Raw genomic sequence first — 16,724 nt, 5'->3', positions numbered from 1 at the left:
CCAATGAGCACAACAATTTGTGGTTGTGCAGCCGTAGAGTTGCAATATTGTGAAACTAGACCTTAAACCGCTCTATGGCTTCTCGCATCTGCGCCAGCGTATGCCCGCCCTTGTTGTAATACTTCTGGGTCACGCCGTGGCGCTCATGACCCACAATGTCCTGATATAGCGGTTCGGGTACATCGGCCTTGGCCAGCCGCTCAACCATCGTATGGCGCAAGCTGTGAAAAACCAGACCGCTTTCTTTCATTCCCAATCCCTTGAGGAACGGTCCATTGAACCAGCGCCCAAGGTTGCGGCCATACCCATCCTTGGCATTGTAGCTGAAAGACATGAACAGGCGCGGCTTGCATTCTTGTGACTTCACCCAATCGACAAAGCCCAGCTTGATCAGTTCAGAGTGTAGCGGGACTTTGCGTCTGCTGGCGTTTGCCTTGAGGCGCTTTTTGTCGTCGCCATCATCTGTGATGTTAAGAAACCATATTTCATCTTCACAGCACACATCGGCAACTTCAAGTTGGGCGATTTCGTTTAGCCGTGCACCTGTGAACAGCCCCAATAATGCACCCCACTTATGATCATCTTTCTTGACCAGTCCTGCATGATTTTGCGTTAATTCTGCATACAGCTTAGCTGTTTGCTCATAAGTGTAATCTTTGCGGCCCGGTGCAGGTTTCTTCGGTTTGGCGACCTTCATACGGTCGAACACATTACTCGGTGCATAACCATGCCGCTCAGCCCAATCACCAAAGCGTTGAAACATCGCCATGTGATTGTTGATAGTCTCAACTGATACCTTTTGAACACCTTCCACTTTGATTGCCTCTGACAAAGGCAAGTTTCGTGTCTCTGGTCTGGTGTTTCGGTTGACGGGCAAGGCTTGAACGATCTTCTTCAAGGCACTGGCGTCTTGGCGGGATATGTCTGCCATTGGGCGATCTGAGCCAAGGTGTTCCAGCATGACGGCCAAGAATGCCTGCGCTCTGTTTGCCATCTGATTTGACCATTGCGGAGTATGTTCCGACATAAAATCCGCCACAGCCTTGCTGAGAGCCTCGGAGGCCGCTTCTGCGGGGCTTGGCGCAACTTCTGGCGTCTTTGTGTAGGAATATCTATCAAGGTGCTCAGCGGCGCTTAAAATGGCTTTGATTTGATCCCGGCGGGCTTTGCGCAGTTCGTGACGCAGGGCAGGTTCATTTTCGGTCCATTGAGCGTCCGAGAGGCCCGCAGACGCTCGAAAGCTGTCCATAGTACCCGCGTCAAGGAAAAGCTCCGAAAGGTCATCATAGCCGTCACCAGCGCCTTCATGAACATCAAGCTCTTGACGCATGAGGTCCAACGTCTGATCTGGCAACCCGGTATCATTCAGCTTTTCGACATAGCGATCTAGCGAAGCCATGAAATAGCTGCGCACCATATCCCGCATTTCGTCTTGTCTGAGCCGTGCCAATGCCTTGTTATCCCTGATAATACGACCACAGGATGCAAGATGTCTGGCAAGATCGCCAGCCCTATCTGGACATTTGGTGCGTAAGGAAATCCGAACTGATCGGCGCTTGCGATCTGAGGATTTTGGCAACGGCCAACGGAAATACATGATACCGTGTCTAGACGGTGAGACATAGGCAGGCAGCTTCATGGCTTGTGCTCCACTCTGTGTCGCACTTGCAAGCCCAAACCCTAAGCCATTGATTTAGAAGGCGATGGCGGAGACGAAGGGTGGCGAACTTTTAGGCTAAAATGTTGTTTTATAAAGATAAAAATATAACCTGATGGTGTCATACCACCTTTTGAACCACATGCGTGCAACAAGCCGACAAGCATTGGGCTAGGAGTGCTGGCAGCAAACGACTGCAACAGTAACTGCAAGAGGCTCCTGAGCTCCCGCGAGACTGACGCGACACGTCCGGCGCGGAAGCGTCACAGTGTCGGCTTTTCGCAAGCAGATTGGAAGCACCGCGCCGAGACAAATCGGTGACAGTGGGACCCGACGCCGAATTGTCCACTTGCAGATCATACAACATGAGTTAAAAGAACTAACATAAGGGCAAAATGTTCAGGGTGATCGATCTCGTGGCACTCACACCGATCCAGTGCAAGATGGCTAGAGTTGGTGCGAGTCTGTCCCGCGCGAAGCTGGCCGAGCTTTCCGGAGTTTCAGTAGCTACGCTCGCCGACTTCGAGGCAGGCAAGCGTGAGCCGTATGATCGAACCGTACGAGACATTCGCGCCGCACTTGAAAACATGGGTGCAACGTTCCTGGCCCCAAATGACGATGGCCCGGGGGTCCGTATAAATGATGGAAAATAAGAAACTTCGGTTTGTGGACCTGTTCAGCGGTCTCGGCGGATTTCATCTCGCATTGAGCCGAGTTGGATGCGAATGCGTATTTGCTTGCGAAGTGGATAAGGGACTACAAGACCTCTATGTAATAAATCATGGTATTCGACCCGCATCAGATATTCGCTTCGCGTGGAAGGATGTCCCTGAGCACGATATTTTGTGCGCTGGTTTTCCCTGTCAACCTTTTTCAAAAGCGGGGTCGCAAAGAGGTTTTGAGTGTGAAACCTCTGGAGATTTATTCGAATACATCCTTAAGGTAGTGGATCGTCATCAGCCCAAGATGTTGATCTTTGAAAATGTACCAAATATAATTCGACATGACGAAGGTAGGACTTGGAGGAAAATCCAAGATAGCCTGTCATTGCGTGGTTATGATGTGAAAGCTAGCGAACTTTCGCCGCATCAATTCGGCGTTCCTCAAGTTAGGCCTCGCGCCTTGATCGTTGCCGCGCGAGACCTCAGCGCTTTCGATTGGCCTGAGGTTACCTCATCAGAACTACACTTGTCTTCCATCCTGGATGTCAACCCAGTAGGTTCAGATAAACTTCCAGATGATTATTTGAAATACCTAGAGGTCTGGGAAGAGTTTCTTCAGATTATCCCTGAAGACAAGAAACTGCCGTCGTTTCCGATTTGGGCCATGGAATTCGGAGCGAACTATCCTGTTGAGGACACAACGCCTAAGTCCTCCTCGAAAGACAGCCTATCCCGATTTACCGGAAGCTTCGGTGCAAGCCTTCAAGGAAAAACAAAAGGACAGCAGCTTGCGAGCATCCCTTCGTATGCGAGAGGAAGTGAAGCCAAGTTCCCCAGGTGGAAGATAAGATTCATTCTTCAGAATCGGGAATTTTACGACCAGAACAAACATCAATTGGACCTTTGGCTGCCAAAGGTTCGACAGTTTGCGCCTAGCTTCCAAAAGTTCGAATGGAATTGGAGGGAAGGTAGTAGAACCCTATGGGACAAGGTCATTCAATTCAGAGCTTCCGGCATCCGTGTTAAAAACCCGGCAACCGCACCGTCCTTGGTGGCACTAACCACGAGTCAGGTTCCAGTCATTCCATGGGAAAAACGATATATGACTATGAGAGAGTGTGCGCGCTTGCAAAGCATGGAGGGCTTAAAGCAGTTGCCTTCGAGTAAAACGAGGGCATACAAAGCTTTGGGAAATGCAGTTAACGTTGATGTTATATCTGCGGTGGCGGCAAACTTGATTTCAGCAACCTCTCCAAATGAGGAGCTAAAATGCAGCCAAAATCCTACAAATACAGCGCCGATAGCTGGGTTGGGCTGAGAGGAACGCTATGAAACAGAGAAAAATTGAATACGCTGATCTGTCACATATCGCACTGGACCCCAAGAATCCGCGCTTAGGTCGATCAGCCCATCAGAAAAACTTGGCGCAGGACGAGATCTTCGACTTGATGCGAGATTGGTCTCTTGAAGAACTTGCAACCTCGTTCTTGGAGAGCGGCTTCTGGGCGCACGAAGCGGTTCTTTGCGTTGAAGAAGAGATTCATGGTGACGACCGTTTGGTTGTGATCGAGGGTAACCGTCGGATAGCAGCCTTGAAAAGGCTAAAAAAAGCATATGACGGGGATGAAACTTCTCGCAAATGGCTCGAAATCATCGAAGGCATCCAAGAACCTGAGAAGCTCTTCTCCGAAGTGCCTTTCATTCGCCTGGAGGAGAGGGGCGAGGTAGATGCATTCCTGGGGTTCCGCCACGTTACCGGAATCAAGGAATGGGCACCCCCAGAGAAAGCTCAATTCATTGCAAAGCTGATCGATCAAAATGGCCTTAGCTATCGGGATGTAATGAGGCAGATTGGGAGTAAAACCCCTACTGTTCAGAGAAATTACATTGCCTACTCGATCCTTATGCAAATGGAGGAAACGGAAGGTCTAGACGTCGGAAAGGTTGAGGACAAGTTTAGTGTCCTTTTCCTATCTCTTGCACGAACAGATGTACGAAATTTCCTTGGACTAAGGGAGAAGTTTGAGGTCCCACCTGAGCAAGTTCGGCCACCTATTTCTGAGGAATTTGTTCCGAGGCTCAAAGAGTACTCTAGATGGCTGTTCGGAGATGAGGAGAATGCACCTGTCGTCACTGATTCTCGACAGGTAGATAAGTTCTCTAAAGTGTTGGCTAGCGATGAGGGGCTTGATTACCTCCGAACGGTTAGGCGACCGAGCTTGGAGAAGGCATTCGTGATTGCCGGAGGCGATCAAGAAGAACTCTATGAGTTGATGACAACTGCGGCGTACAACGTCGAGGAGGCTCTTTCTTCGATTCACCACTATGCTGACGATGAAAAGCTTATCAGAATTGTGCAGCGACTTTCTTCGAACGTAGCCCAAATCAATAAGATTTTTGAAATCTAATCATGCTCAAAATTCCCGGTAAAAATTTTGCAAGATCCGTAAATAAAATTAATGTCACGACATGTACTTTGGCGGATTGGCTGGAGGCTACGGTACTTTTTGATGAAGCCGAGGTGTCAAAGAGTGACGTTGTTGATCTGCTTATCGAAGAGCAGATATGTAACGATGGGGGTCAAGATTTAGCCAACGAGATTGCGGATCAAGGGTGGGCTGAAATAAGACTGAGGCAGTCTTGGGGGGGCACCCCCCCGAGTTTAGTCATTGGACCAACCCGACTGAAGCTGGAAGATGATTGGCGCGCAGAGCCAATTCATGCGTTTTTTGTGATGCTTTCCATTCTTCAACTTTACCCGGACTGGGCCGAAAGGCACAAAAACTTTTCGGTGCAAGGTGAGCTCTTTGAGAAAGTTTCGGAAGAAATTTGCCCTGGGTTGCTTCCTGGGTGGAGTACGGTAAGAGCTGGTTGGTCTCCGGACAATGCGGTCAACATTGACATGATTGTTGAGAATCTTTGCGGGCGGTTAAACACACTTGGCAGCCTACGTTTGGATGCTTGGACCTCAGATTCAGCCAACGATGGAGGCCTTGATATCGTTTGCTACCGAGAGTTCTCAGATTCCCGAGAGGCTACTCCCACGTATTTTTTGCAATGTGCAAGTGGCACCAATTGGAGGAGCAAGATACACACGCCGAGCGCCGTATCTTGGATGAAGTATCTGGACTCAGCGGTTCAGCCGAGCACGGGGATACTTGCTCCTTTCGTCATCAGCACCGAGGAAATTCGACGTGCAGGACTAAGTGGCCAAATTACGGTGTTTGACAGAATACGCCTACTGCACGCGTACTATCAGCATGAGATTAATCTATCCGCTCCCGTACGCGATGAAGTTGTAGCTTGGATTGAGGCTAGGGTAGCCGACATACCTACTGTAGATTAATTTTCTGCGCTAAATCTCACTATCTTTCCAAGTGGGGATCGGAGGAAGCGCCGGAACTTGATTGGCCTTGCCTTGCTTCTGCCAACTCCTCTTTATAATCATAGAGGGATTTGAGAATTTTCGCTTCAATTTCGACAAGGCGGAGCCCGTAATCCTGCGCCAATTCCCATACCAACTGCTCGATCCGACGGTCTTTCGGTCCGAAGGTCCCCCAGTCGATTAAAGCGTGCTGGTCGGGATGATTGGGGATCGCCCGCTTCTCGGCGTGATCGCCAATAGGAGAGCTCCGCTTGGGTCCATGTGTCATGCTTGTAGCCTCTTGGCGACGTTCCTATTCTAGAACGACAAGGTGAACCTAGCCCAAGGCGAGCGCGACGAACAGACCTGCAACTTGCTCGTACTGGCAGATGCCCATTGAAGCAGAAAGGAACCCCAGTTTGTGTTTCGGTAAAGAACTGATCCGGAGCGCCAATGAGGCGCTGGAGATCGCACAGGGCAAAGCGGAACCTGTCGCAGTCTACGCGCCCGATACCGTTGACGCGGCCGCGATCCGCAAGCAGCAAGGACTTAGCCTGCCGACCCGCCAGCTGAGATTGATAGTATGCGCGAGATAGAGGATCTCACAGATACCAGGCTAAAGGCTTGGTGTATTCATTGTGGTGCCCCAATTGCCAACGTTGAAAGCAACCGCGATCACGTCCCAACTAAAGCACTTCTATCGAAGGCCCTTCGCAAACGCGGCGCCGCATATGACCGGGGCTCTGGGGATGAGTTGGACTATCTTCCGCAGGTCACCATCTGTAAGCCCTGCAATTCCGGCTTCTCGCCCGACGAGAACTATCTCCTGTGCGTACTCCACGCGATCATGGCAGGCAGCCTTTATCCCGATCCAGCTACGCATCCCGAAGCCGCGTCAATTCTTCGGAGCAACCGACAGGTAGTTCGCTCTCTGAAAAATGGGCCGGATGGGCAGTTTCTTTTGTTCGACAACCTTCAGCCGTTCACGCTTTATCCAGACTTTGACAAAGTGCGGAACGTCATCATCAAGAATGCTCGCGGCCACGCCTATCACGAGACGGGCGAACCGCTGCTGGAAGAGCCGGACCATGTTGCATTCACGCCTCTGGACCGACTGAACCCCGAGCAGCGTAGTGGTTTTGAAGCTGTCGGCTTTAACCCCGAGCTTTCTGTTTGGCCGGAGGTTGGAAGCCGAATGATGGTCCATTTACTCGATGACAAAACAATTGTCGGCGGATGGATCACAGTTGAAGCCGACCGTTACCGTTATTCCATGGACTGGACGGGCGCTATAACGGTTAAGACAGTGATATGGGAGTACCTCGCGACAGAGACGCGCTGGGAAAGGTAGGCAAAGTGATTGGGTCATCATCGCTTCTTCTTCGCGTCTTCACTCAGGCGTTCCGCGCGGTCCATCATGCGTTGCATCTTGGCCCCTGTGCCTGTCGAAGGGCGGTGATCTGTTGCGGCGGCTGAGGAGCGGGTCGCGTCCGCTCCTGGATTCAACCTCCGGCTTGCATCGCTCTTTGCGTTCGAGGACATTCGGTTCGGTTGCATCGGGCGGGATTGCGGCATCATTCGCCGGACACTGCCTCCAACGGTTGCGGCTGCCCAGCCTGCCTGCAAGTTGCCCGATATCATCGGCACGATGAACGGGATCGCCACGACCATCACAAGGGAAAGTATGACTACAGCCAAAAAGGGAAGCGTCGCTCCAACCTGCTTGACAGAATCCGGCGATCCGATCTGGCCGACCAGCTGGCTCACCAGGCCGAAAACCATCGAGAAAACGCCAGCCATCACGACAGGGTAAAGTGCAAAACTCGCCAGTGAAGACACCCATCGGTGGAAATAGTCCTTCGTCACCGGGAACATCGAGCAGAGGATCATGATGGGCGCGATACCTATCAGGAATGTCATCATCATCTTTGCCAGGACGAGAACAGCGCCGGCCGCCCCGCCGATGACAGCCAGAAGAGCCATGAAGAAGACTCCCATCACAGCCTTACTGACCGCCCCCATATGCGATGTGGCCGAGTTGCCGTATTCGGCCAGTCTGTCGAGCTGAAGGTCAAAACGAAGGGCGAAATATCTGGGTCCCGCGAGGTCTACCCCGATTGCCGAGCCGACCAAGCGCCCAGCCAGTTCGTCGAGGCCGTCGATGATATGACCGCTGACGAAGTTAAAATTTGCCCAATTGAACGCGAATGTGTTGATCAAAGCGATCTTGAATGACAAGACCAGCAGCTCTTTCCCGTCCATGGGGCGGATTTGCCATGCCATATTGATAAACAAAACGATCATCGCGAGAGTCGCAGCCCCGACAACTATCGTGCCGGAGACCTCCGCGACCGCCGCGAACTGCGAGGTAGCCACTTTCTCGAGACCCTCGTCTGCGGCTGATACGATAAAGTTAACGATACCCATCACTCAGCCTCCTGGCACTGGGTGCGCAACCGATCCCGAAGGTCGGAAATGACAGGGAAATACTCTTCCGCCGACCATGTGATGTGCAGGCTGTCGGTGCCGGTCGGGGCGGCAAAACCCAGTTCCGCGTACTCATCCTCGATGATCGCCCAGTCGGGCCATAGTGTCTCGCAATCGCAAGAACCGGCCTTCAGCGCCATCTGATGCCGCTTCAAGCTATAGAGGTCGTCCGCCGCCACCGAGCGCCATGCGTCTCGAAACGACCGGAAGGTCAGATGTTCCGGTCGCGGGCGGATCGCGCAACCGTAGCGGTCGGTCTCTGCGGGTTGGATGGAATTGCTCAACTTGATCTGGTCCGCCATCACCGGAGCGGTAGTCAAAGCCAGAAATAGGATAGCTCGATAAATCATGCGGTTACTCCCGTCGTTTGTTCGGTGTTGCGTGTCGCCTGTCGCTTGTCCGGTGTCGTCTGTTGCGTGTTGACTGTCCGGTGTTGAGTGACCACGGTCGCGTGTCGCGTGTCCGGTGCTGCCTGTCCCCTGTCCCCTGTTCAGTGTTGCGTGTTGCGTGTTGCTTGTTCAGTGTTGCGTGTCCGGGGGAGAGCTGGATTTGCTCCTCAATGGCGTAGGCCATGCACGTCCTCCTCGATCTCGTCTGTCACCGCGTCTGAAGGCGCTTCTGCGCCTCCAGGGCGAGCGACAGGCTGTCCTTCAGCTTCGACGGTGCCTGCGCGGTGTCGGGGCCATCCTGCATCCAGCCGTTCAAGGCTTCGACCAATGAGAGCTGCGACCTGAGCAAAGCGATCATGGAGCCGCGTAACCCATCCAGCTCCGTCCGCCCGTCCTGCCCAGAGGCGGTCAATTCCTGCGCGGATGCCTTCGAGGCTTCCGTCAACTGCTCGACGTAACCCAACAATTCGCGTTCGAGTGGCGTCAGACCATCCATCACTCACTCCTTCGGGATCGTCAGACAGTCCACGGGTTCCCCTGCCAGCGAACAGCGTGTCAGCGCCGCGCGGCCGCTGCGCGGGATCAGATAGACCGCGTCCGGCCGCTCGATCACCCTGAGCCCCATCGTGTTCAAGTTCGGCGTCAGCCATGTCATGACTGACCAGGTCGAAATCCCGGTGCAGATCATCAGGCAGCAGGCCACCAGCATCGGCCACATCAGAGCCTTCCATTCCGGTCGAGCTGCGTTCGCGCTCTGCCGCATGAGGTGCTTCCTCACGCGCAGCAGGAAGCCTTCCGTATCGGTCTTGATTGTAGCCAGCGCGTTTTCGGCGATGACCGTCAAATCGGTCCTGAAGTTCTGCAACTGTGTGTCGATCAAGGCGGCGTTCTCTGCCCTGATCCGCTCCATGTCCGCGTTCAACTTCTCGCTCAGCCGTTGCTTCGGCTCTCCAGTCGTCATGGAAAATTTCTCCTTTCAGGCGAAACCGTTCTTCGGTCTCCGGATCTTTGACGGTGAGGTAATTCTTGCCTGCGCGGGGCACCTCGAAGCCTGCATCGGTCAGGGCGGCGACCATGCCGGTGCGATCCTCGATCAGCCCCATGGAAATCTGGTCGGCGATCCAGGCATGGAGCCCGTCGCGCCCGGCGGCGCGGTCCGGGGCTTCCGTGACCGGCTTGACCTCGGCCACACGCTCCACGTCCATGGGGTCGGCCCAGCCGTGGGTCTTGTTCATCAGGTCGCGCAGGCTGTCGAAGGCACGTTCATAACCAGGCGGGGCGATGTTGAGGCTACGCCCGCTGTGCAGCTCCATGCGTGGCGTGCAGAAATGCAGCTCGACGCGATCCTCATGGGTGTGGCGCACCCAAAGGCAGGCGTAGCGGTCGGCATCGAGCCCGGCGAAGGCGATCTCCTCGAAGCGGTCGATCACCTCCTGCTGCTGGTCCTCGGTTGGGGCGTCCTCGCGAGCGAAGCTGATGACACCGGCGCGATAGGTCCATTTGTGCGGGCAGGCGTCGATCAGGGCGGTCATGCCCTGAGGATCGCCGCGGACGACCTCCGGCAGCGGTTCGCGCGTCACGGTCATCGGCTGGCCGGACGCGTCGCGGATCAGATCGCGATTGTCGTCATAGGCTAGCACCGTGCGCGTGGTCAGGTAGTCGACCGGCCCCGCGCCGCCGCCCTTGCCGTTGGGGAAGAATTTGATCAGCATCCGGGGGGCCTCCGGTGCTGGGCGATGATCTCCGCCAACCGCCGCTCGATGCCGACCAGCGCCGCCGCCACGCGCAGCGCCTCGACCTCGCTGGCCCGACCCGCGCGGGTCGCCGTGTTGAGCCACCGCGCAATCTGGTTGAGGTTTCCGCCATAGCGGGACACAGCCAGCACGAGCGCGGGATCGACACGGGGCGCGGGCTTGCGCCGTTTCGGAGCAGCGCCGGTGGCGAGTTGCCGAAGCATGGCGGACATGGACAGCCCGCGATCCGCAGCCGCCTGCCGGATCAGCGCTTTTTCCTCGGAGGAGCAGTAGAAGAACACGGCTTCCTGCTTTTCCGAGGAGACCGCGCTCCGCGCGGTCCGGTTGGGGTTCGAAGGGGAGGCTTGCCGCCCCTCGCAAGGCCCCGGTTCAACGGTCGAAGACCTAGAACCGGGTCGCCTTGCTCTTTGCTCAGACTGCTTGATGTTCGAAGTCACCATGCCACCTCCGCACGGCGAAGCTCCGGTTCAGAAACCAGACCACGCAACAGCAGCTCACCGGCCTGATTGCGCGAGATGTGCTGGCACATCCAACTGCGCTCGCGGACCCACCCGGCGAGCTGGCGAAAGTGCTTTGCCTCAAGTTCAGCGGCGTCGATCTGCGCTGCACGGGCCTCCTCGACAAATCGTTGCCAACGGCTTTCCCGGAACCAGTTGTCGGAGAAGCAAACCTTCGAGCGAGTGTAGCCTTCGGTCGCGGTCGCATAGGCATTGACTGCGCAGATAAATTCCTTGGCGGTGGTGCCGTCCTTGATGGCCCGCTCGAATTGCTGTCGGCAGGTGGTCTTGTTTCGACGCCGATCCGGCGGATAGGCGGCCCATGCTTTCTCGAAATCCTGATCCTCCGCCTCGCGCGTGTCCGCGCGCGTAGGTGGTTTCTGGATGGTTTTAGGATGGTTTGGGGTCCGCTCTGGACCCGGTACCCCGTCCGCAGCGGACCCCGTTCCGGGGTCATCCGGAACCTCGTCCGCTGTGGACCCCGTCGAAAATTCGGGTTCGTCGTCCGGTTCAGAGATCGCCTCCAGGCCGTTCACCACGCCCAGAACGATCCTGTAGATCACCGTATAACCGTTCTTGCAGGGGCGCCGTCCGGTCTCGACCAGAATACCCTCGCGCAAGAATTCGGTGATCGTCCGCTTGACGGTCGACTCGCCTAGCTCGGTATGGCGCTGGACGGTCCCTTTCGAACACCAGATACCAGACCCATCGTCGCTAGCCTTGTCGGCCAGGAACATGATGATCTGCTTGCGCACGGGACTACCGAACCGCTTCTCGGCGCACAGGTTTGCGACCTTCCAGCTCATGAAGTTCCACCGGGACGCGGCATCACGCTTTGGGCGCTGTTAAGCTCTTGATTGGGACTGTCATGCTCGTCTCTGTTTCTCATTTGGGCAAGCCTCTCCCATCAGCCCGCTTTATGCGGTCTGGCGATACCGTGAACGGTGTCGGGTGCAGGGTTGAGTATTGGGGCGGCTTGGGCTTAGACTTCAGGTGCTCAAGAAATCAAAGCAAGGCTCCGCCCGGTGCGGGGTTTTGCTTTACTTACTCAGGCCACGTCGCTTGGCAGAACGCGATTATCTTCGACATAGGCGTTCAGATCGCTGCCGAGGTATTTGACGCGACGACCGAACTTCAGGAAGGGTGGCCCCACCCGGCGGTGTCGCCATTGCGCCCGTTTTGCTTTGGGAGCAATCAGGTCCAGCTCTTCGTCGCTGTCGTCGTAGACACGTTTATTGTCAAAAACTTCCATCGGATTTCAGTCGCCTCCAGTTTCCGTTTCGCTTTCCGGTTCGGTTGCGTCTGGTTGTGCTAGATTGCGCTGAAACTGTCCAAACTGAGCGCTAATAAAAAAAATATCTACAAAGTTATCGTCGTGTATGGGTCTTCTAGGAACATCAAGACTGCCCAAGTGAAGAACTTATCATCGCCATCAGAGAGTGCTAGCCGAGACGGCTCGTATGCATCCACTTCCAAACCGATATGGTGGAAAAGTCTTTCTACGGCGAGAGCAAAGGCGGAGCAGAGATATCCGTCTGGGTCTTTGGATACTCGACAGACGTTGCTTGTGTACCTTTCAAATCCAACCCGTAGGAAACGAGCAAGGACAACAGCCCTTTCGTTGGCTTTGGTTTGCACCTGCGCTTTTTGATGCTGGTAGAAAGATTGCAAGCTTTCGATCTTATTGAGATTTTGCCGATGAATGAGGTCATCAAGGATGGGCTTTACCTGAAGGTTCGCAGGGTAAGGCAGTGAACGAAGTGCGTTGATTGCTTTAGACAAGTCCCGATGAGCTTTTCCCAATTGCTTCAGAACTTCTGTTTGCCGCCCTCGATCGATCTGATTTGGCCCCAAGGCAAATCTCGGAGCCAAGATGCCGTGCATTGCCACCGCAAGCTTGTAATTTTCGAACCTGCAGAATTTCGTCTCGTATAAATCTTCGAGGAAGTGATTTAGCTCTTTCACCACTGCCACATAGTTCCGGAAAAACGGACTCGAACGATCCAGTTCCAGTCCATCTTCCGGCCACCATTTGGGCGAGAGTCTGCGTTTTGACGACTGCATCCTTCTGAGCGTGGGATTTCGCGAAGAATCCAGTGTGTCAATCATCTCATAAAACCGTTCATACTCCGGCGAACCGAACATATGCATTCCAACTCTCCATCAGTTCTCGCCGCTTGCTCAGCAAGTCGCTTCGCGCATAGGCCCGCTCCACCTCCGAGCCGACCTTGTGCCCCAAGCTCATTTCCGCCACTTCGCGCGGGTGGTTGCCCTCCTCGGCAGCCCAATCGCGAAACGCTGATCTGAACCCGTGTACCGTCACCCCCTCGATTTCCATGCGTCGTAGCAGCATCAACATCGACATGTTCGAGAGCGGCTTGTGTCGGCGCTGCCCCTCAAAGACACATGCGGAGCGAAGCGCCTTCAACGGCTCGACAATTTCCATCATCTGGTCGGTAAGCGGAACACGGTGCTCGGTTCCGGTCTTGGTCCTTTCTTCAGGAATCGTCCAAATAAGCTCATCGAAATCAAATTCCTCCCAGACTGCTTGCAGGACCTCGCTGGTTCGGCATCCTGTCAGGCAAGTGAACATCAATGCCTTAGCCGCCGTGCCACTTTGCCCAGAAAGCTGGGCGTAGAATGCCGGGACGTCCTGCCACCGCATAGCGTTGTGGTGCTTCACCTTCGCCCTCACTCGCGGCAGAACACGAGCGTCCATTACGACCGTTACCGGGTTCTCCCCTTCGCGGAAGCCCCGTGAGCGGGCCACGTCCAAAACCGCCTTCATGCGTTGCGCGACTCGGCGGGCGGTCTCGTGCTTCTCTGTCCAGATAGGGGAGAGGACTTGCAGGACTTCTGGCTGGTCGATCTCCGATACAGGCAAACGGCCGATCTTGGGGAAAGCGTAATCCGCGAGCGTGTTAATCCACTGCTGGCCGTGCTTTGGGTTTTTCCAGGTCGGCAGGCGTTCGATGTGGACCTGACGAGCGACCTCCTCGAAGCATGGCACCTCCTTGTCGCGGTGGTACTTCGGGTTCAGCCCTTGCTTGGCGAGGCGTCGGTATTCAAGCGCTCGCTCGCGGGCGACTGTCAGGGTTATGATGTCAGCGCCGCCTAGACCGAAGTCCGTTCGGTTGGGCTTGCCTTGGCGATTGCGCTGCCCCTTCACGGTGACGCGCACGATCCAGCGGCGGGCACCGGATGGGTCGACGACAAGGTAGAGGCCATTGCCGTCGCCGTGCCGCCCTGCGCCGAGGGTGCGGACGAGATTCTTGGTCAGTTTGCCGGAGGTGTAGGCCATTGGACGTACCACCTTTCATACCACGGAACGAATAGAACCGAGCGCAATCGAAGTGAAACGAACGCAATCAACGAACGAGAATAAGCGCATAAGTCCATAGACTTATACGCTATCAAGCGCCCCAAGGCCATTCAATGAAAATGGTAGGTGGCGGAGACGAAGGGATTCGAACCCTCGAGACCCTTCCGGGCCTACTCCCTTAGCAGGGGAGCGCCTTCGACCACTCGGCCACGTCTCCGCTGACCCGTATAGCCAACAAAACGCAAGGGTTACAAGGCGAAAATCCCCAGTTTCTAAAATTTCTGGCTTGGGCAATAATACCCTCAAAATGGCACTCAGTGGCACATAATGGCACTGTGTTTGGGAAGGTCGTGTCTAGGAATTGGTGGAAATTGGATGGGGGCGTAATTTCCGGGTGACTTTCAACCCACCCAACCGGCGGCTGCAACCGCCAGGGGGATCGATTGTGGGAAGAATGCGGGGAAAGTCACCGAATGGCGTTCGCAGGCGCTGCTCCGCGACCAGCGGCTGACAAAGAAGGCCGAGGGCTTAATCGCGGCGGTCTATCTGGTCGGCACCAATACACGGCGGGTCAAACGGGCGTTGTCGGACCTGTTCGACGGCGCAGTGAGCAATGATGTGGTCAGCCGCGCCCGGCGCAAGGTAAAGGTCGATTGGGATGCATGGTGCACCCGCGACTTGGCCGATGAAGAGGTCGTGCGGCTTAACCTTGATGGCACCGCCGTCAAAACCCGGCTGGATCACAAGGCCACGAACATCTCTGTGCTGACCGCGATCGGCCTGCGCCGGGATGGACAGAAGGTATTGCTTTCCATCAAGAATATGGGTGGGAAGGCACCGCGGCCCAGAAGCCCGCTCGTGGCGCTCTGGGGTGGGGATTTGCACATTCAGCGCTGCACAGTTCAGAGGTATCGAAACCTTCTCGGCCGCGCGCCTGCATCACAAGCTGACCAAGGACGACCGCGACATGATCTACGCCAATACCGAAGCCAAGATCGATAAGCGTTGCAAGATCTTCCTGCGCAAGTGGACGCTCAAGTACCGGGATGTGGCCGATCGCCTCTAGGAGGCCGGTGATCGGCTCTTCAGCTTCACCCACCTCGATCCTTTGCAATGGAAATCGGCAAAGACTACCAATACCACCTAGCGGCTGAACGAGGAAATTTGCCGTCGCATCAAGACCCAGACCGTGTTGCCCTGCGCCGACACCGTGTTGATGCCGCTCTGGGCGTTGCTGGTCTCTGGGCAGATCCAAATGCGCAAGCCCGACGGCTGGGAACCATTTCTCAGCTTCTCGTGCCGATGTGCCTTGGCCTTGCAGCGGGGATGGAGCCAACATTACATGCCTAGAGCCCGCTGCTCGAAAATTGCCACCACATTCGTGACACGACCCAAGCTGCACGATGACTTTTGCGGTATGGGCGAATACATCAGCCCTAACCGAGTTTGGCGACTGGCATGTCTGGCAGGGGTAAAGGCCCAGCTTGGTTACAAGAAGAAGCCAGGATTGTACGGTGGCAGCCCAGCCACGGTAGCTGATCACACCCGCAAGCGTGCGTTGGAAGACGAGCGCCAGATCAGTTTTGGGTGACAGATATCATTTACATCTAAGGTGGTCCCCATATCGCGAACGGTTTTTTGTCAACACTAAGCTTGCCTGTTGATCATGCTGCCGCCTTGAGACCGAGGCCTTAATGGGCCTTGAAGGGTGTCTGGCCACCGAGCGTGGAATGGGGTCGCTTTGGATCAAGCGGTAATCTCCCCATTTTTTACAGGGTGCATTCTTAGAACTTATGCGGCCATTTTCAGCTTCATGACGGGTGTGGTGCCGCCGATGCCCATGTTTGGGCGATCGTTGTTATATGTCCAGGGCCATTGTGTAGCCTGATCCTGTGCCTCCTCGATGCTCTTGATGATGTATTGATCCAACCACTCGTGCCGAACCGTCCGGTTGTAGCGCTCGACATAAGCGTTCTGCTGCGGTTGGCCGGGTTGGATGTGCTGGATCGTTATACCCTGCTTCTCAACCCACATTCTGAGCTTCTCGCTGATGTATTCGGGACCATAGCACGTCGGGAATGACGCGCTGTTTATAGGTTATGGCCGCCTGCGTAGCCTCCAAAATTGCGCAGCAGGCGGCCATAACCGGGTCTCTGATCTCTATGGTGGTTTTGCGAACCACACCACAGAGGAGACCGGCCATGGCCAAGGTTGAGCATACTGCGGATGCCCGTGTTCTGGTAGGCATCGACATTTCCAAACACCGGCACGAGGTGCTGATTGCTGTCCCCGGAAAGATGCGGCGACGGCGCCTGACAATCACCAACAGTACCGACGACTTCATGCAGCTCATCGCGATCTTGCTAGAATACAGCCTGCCCCTCCGGATCGGCTTTGAAGCGACTGGCAACTATCACCGGGTGCTGATGTATCATCTGAATCGCCCCGAGTTTGTCGGAGACCATCAACTTAAGTAAGGATGATGGTTATGACAAAAAGCAAAATGGCAAATCGCTACTCGCCAGAAGTTCGCGCGCGGGCGGTCCGGATGGTGTTTGAACATCAAGGTTCATATGAAACGCAAGCGGGCGC

Annotated in this window: 16 protein-coding genes, 1 tRNA gene and 3 pseudogenes; 8 read left to right on the top strand and 12 right to left on the bottom strand. The window is 55.1% G+C overall.

From position 1 onward, the window contains the following. Positions 1-55: 55 nt before the first annotated feature. Complete coding sequence (locus BFP70_RS02755) at positions 56-1,639, bottom strand: site-specific integrase (protein ID WP_066009849.1); 1,584 nt, start codon at positions 1,637-1,639, stop codon at positions 56-58. 413 nt (positions 1,640-2,052) lie between these two features. On the opposite strand from BFP70_RS02755, the gene BFP70_RS02750 reads away from it, so the two are divergent. The 4 genes from BFP70_RS02750 to BFP70_RS02735 are packed head-to-tail and all read left to right on the top strand — an operon-like array spanning position 2,053 to position 5,665. Beyond that, entirely contained in the window at positions 2,053-2,310 is a 258-nt protein-coding gene (locus BFP70_RS02750) for a helix-turn-helix transcriptional regulator (RefSeq protein WP_176715476.1), read from the top strand. Further along, positions 2,300-3,637: a DNA (cytosine-5-)-methyltransferase gene (gene dcm, locus BFP70_RS02745; protein WP_066009872.1), complete on the top strand. Its 1,338-nt coding sequence runs from the start codon at positions 2,300-2,302 to the stop codon at positions 3,635-3,637. The genes BFP70_RS02750 and dcm overlap by 11 nt, the downstream gene beginning before the upstream one ends. Positions 3,638-3,647: 10 nt before the next feature. Then, complete coding sequence (locus BFP70_RS02740; protein WP_066009848.1) at positions 3,648-4,727, top strand: hypothetical protein; 1,080 nt, start codon at positions 3,648-3,650, stop codon at positions 4,725-4,727. A 2-nt stretch (positions 4,728-4,729) separates the two neighbouring features. Continuing rightward, positions 4,730-5,665, top strand: coding sequence for a hypothetical protein (locus BFP70_RS02735; protein WP_066009847.1), 936 nt, complete (start codon positions 4,730-4,732; stop codon positions 5,663-5,665). Between the two features lie 19 nt (positions 5,666-5,684). On the opposite strand, the gene BFP70_RS02730 is transcribed toward BFP70_RS02735, so the two are convergent. Then, positions 5,685-5,972: a hypothetical protein gene (locus tag BFP70_RS02730; RefSeq protein WP_083217324.1), complete on the bottom strand. Its 288-nt coding sequence runs from the start codon at positions 5,970-5,972 to the stop codon at positions 5,685-5,687. 465 nt (positions 5,973-6,437) lie between these two features. Here BFP70_RS02730 and BFP70_RS02725 point away from each other — a divergent pair, with 465 nt between their 5' ends. Continuing rightward, entirely contained in the window at positions 6,438-7,034 is a 597-nt protein-coding gene (locus BFP70_RS02725; RefSeq protein ID WP_218059645.1) for a hypothetical protein, read from the top strand. A gap of 17 nt (positions 7,035-7,051) precedes the next feature. On the opposite strand, the gene BFP70_RS02720 is transcribed toward BFP70_RS02725, so the two are convergent. The 9 genes from BFP70_RS02720 to BFP70_RS02670 all read right to left on the bottom strand — a co-directional run bounded on the left by BFP70_RS02720 (position 7,052) and on the right by BFP70_RS02670 (position 14,349). Beyond that, positions 7,052-8,110: a type IV secretion system protein gene (locus BFP70_RS02720; protein ID WP_066009845.1), complete on the bottom strand. Its 1,059-nt coding sequence runs from the start codon at positions 8,108-8,110 to the stop codon at positions 7,052-7,054. Beyond that, complete coding sequence (locus BFP70_RS02715; protein ID WP_066009844.1) at positions 8,110-8,520, bottom strand: hypothetical protein; 411 nt, start codon at positions 8,518-8,520, stop codon at positions 8,110-8,112. The genes BFP70_RS02720 and BFP70_RS02715 overlap by 1 nt, the downstream gene beginning before the upstream one ends. A 206-nt stretch (positions 8,521-8,726) precedes the next feature. After that, entirely contained in the window at positions 8,727-10,271 is a 1,545-nt protein-coding gene (locus BFP70_RS20225; protein ID WP_083217323.1) for a relaxase/mobilization nuclease domain-containing protein, read from the bottom strand. Then, positions 10,265-10,594, bottom strand: a complete 330-nt coding sequence (gene mobC, locus BFP70_RS02695) for a plasmid mobilization relaxosome protein MobC (protein ID WP_066009869.1) — start codon at positions 10,592-10,594, stop codon at positions 10,265-10,267. Before mobC ends, BFP70_RS20225 begins: the two co-directional genes overlap by 7 nt. A 152-nt stretch (positions 10,595-10,746) precedes the next feature. Further along, a complete protein-coding gene (locus BFP70_RS02690; RefSeq protein WP_066009840.1) occupies positions 10,747-11,616 on the bottom strand; it encodes a hypothetical protein in 870 nt (289 codons plus the stop codon). Positions 11,617-11,858: 242 nt separating this feature from the next. After that, positions 11,859-12,062, bottom strand: a complete 204-nt coding sequence (locus BFP70_RS02685; protein WP_066009839.1) for a hypothetical protein — start codon at positions 12,060-12,062, stop codon at positions 11,859-11,861. 107 nt (positions 12,063-12,169) lie between these two features. Next, positions 12,170-12,961, bottom strand: a complete 792-nt coding sequence (locus tag BFP70_RS02680; RefSeq protein ID WP_066009838.1) for a hypothetical protein — start codon at positions 12,959-12,961, stop codon at positions 12,170-12,172. Beyond that, positions 12,933-14,111, bottom strand: coding sequence for a site-specific integrase (locus BFP70_RS02675; protein ID WP_066009837.1), 1,179 nt, complete (start codon positions 14,109-14,111; stop codon positions 12,933-12,935). The genes BFP70_RS02680 and BFP70_RS02675 overlap by 29 nt, the downstream gene beginning before the upstream one ends. Positions 14,112-14,259: 148 nt before the next feature. Then, positions 14,260-14,349: transfer RNA gene (locus BFP70_RS02670), tRNA-Ser, on the bottom strand. Between the two features lie 239 nt (positions 14,350-14,588). Between BFP70_RS02670 and BFP70_RS20220 the strand changes: the two are divergent. Further along, positions 14,589-15,482, top strand: a pseudogene (locus BFP70_RS20220) (transposase); the annotation flags it as partial. Beyond that, positions 15,475-15,723, top strand: a complete 249-nt coding sequence (locus BFP70_RS02655) for a hypothetical protein (protein ID WP_066009834.1) — start codon at positions 15,475-15,477, stop codon at positions 15,721-15,723. The pseudogene BFP70_RS20220 and the gene BFP70_RS02655, both read left to right, overlap by 8 nt. A 200-nt stretch (positions 15,724-15,923) precedes the next feature. On the opposite strand, the pseudogene BFP70_RS02650 reads toward BFP70_RS02655, so the two are convergent. Then, positions 15,924-16,196: pseudogene (locus BFP70_RS02650) on the bottom strand (integrase core domain-containing protein); the annotation flags it as partial. 137 nt (positions 16,197-16,333) lie between these two features. Here BFP70_RS02650 and BFP70_RS02645 point away from each other — a divergent pair. Then, positions 16,334-16,585: pseudogene (locus BFP70_RS02645) on the top strand (transposase); the annotation flags it as partial. Between the last annotated feature and the right edge of the window lie 139 nt (positions 16,586-16,724).

It is taken from the genome of Thioclava sp. SK-1 (assembly GCF_001705665.1).
Lineage (GTDB): Bacteria > Pseudomonadota > Alphaproteobacteria > Rhodobacterales > Rhodobacteraceae > Thioclava.
This window is presented reverse-complemented; position numbering and strand designations above follow the sequence as displayed.

What these genes read in the sequence shown, in the direction of transcription:
- BFP70_RS20225 (WP_083217323.1), bottom strand. Translation starts at nt 10,271, where the DNA reads ATGCTGATCAAATTCTTCCCCAACGGCAAGGGCGGCGGCGCGGGGCCG.
- BFP70_RS02735 (WP_066009847.1), top strand. Translation starts at nt 4,730, where the DNA reads ATGCTCAAAATTCCCGGTAAAAATTTTGCAAGATCCGTAAATAAAATT.
- BFP70_RS02750 (WP_176715476.1), top strand. Translation starts at nt 2,053, where the DNA reads ATGTTCAGGGTGATCGATCTCGTGGCACTCACACCGATCCAGTGCAAG.
- BFP70_RS02680 (WP_066009838.1), bottom strand. Translation starts at nt 12,961, where the DNA reads ATGCATATGTTCGGTTCGCCGGAGTATGAACGGTTTTATGAGATGATT.
- BFP70_RS02690 (WP_066009840.1), bottom strand. Translation starts at nt 11,616, where the DNA reads ATGAGCTGGAAGGTCGCAAACCTGTGCGCCGAGAAGCGGTTCGGTAGT.
- BFP70_RS02740 (WP_066009848.1), top strand. Translation starts at nt 3,648, where the DNA reads ATGAAACAGAGAAAAATTGAATACGCTGATCTGTCACATATCGCACTG.
- BFP70_RS02675 (WP_066009837.1), bottom strand. Translation starts at nt 14,111, where the DNA reads ATGGCCTACACCTCCGGCAAACTGACCAAGAATCTCGTCCGCACCCTC.
- BFP70_RS02730 (WP_083217324.1), bottom strand. Translation starts at nt 5,972, where the DNA reads ATGACACATGGACCCAAGCGGAGCTCTCCTATTGGCGATCACGCCGAG.
- BFP70_RS02755 (WP_066009849.1), bottom strand. Translation starts at nt 1,639, where the DNA reads ATGAAGCTGCCTGCCTATGTCTCACCGTCTAGACACGGTATCATGTAT.
- BFP70_RS02715 (WP_066009844.1), bottom strand. Translation starts at nt 8,520, where the DNA reads ATGATTTATCGAGCTATCCTATTTCTGGCTTTGACTACCGCTCCGGTG.
- BFP70_RS02655 (WP_066009834.1), top strand. Translation starts at nt 15,475, where the DNA reads ATGCCTAGAGCCCGCTGCTCGAAAATTGCCACCACATTCGTGACACGA.
- BFP70_RS02685 (WP_066009839.1), bottom strand. Translation starts at nt 12,062, where the DNA reads ATGGAAGTTTTTGACAATAAACGTGTCTACGACGACAGCGACGAAGAG.
- BFP70_RS02720 (WP_066009845.1), bottom strand. Translation starts at nt 8,110, where the DNA reads ATGGGTATCGTTAACTTTATCGTATCAGCCGCAGACGAGGGTCTCGAG.
- dcm (WP_066009872.1), top strand. Translation starts at nt 2,300, where the DNA reads ATGGAAAATAAGAAACTTCGGTTTGTGGACCTGTTCAGCGGTCTCGGC.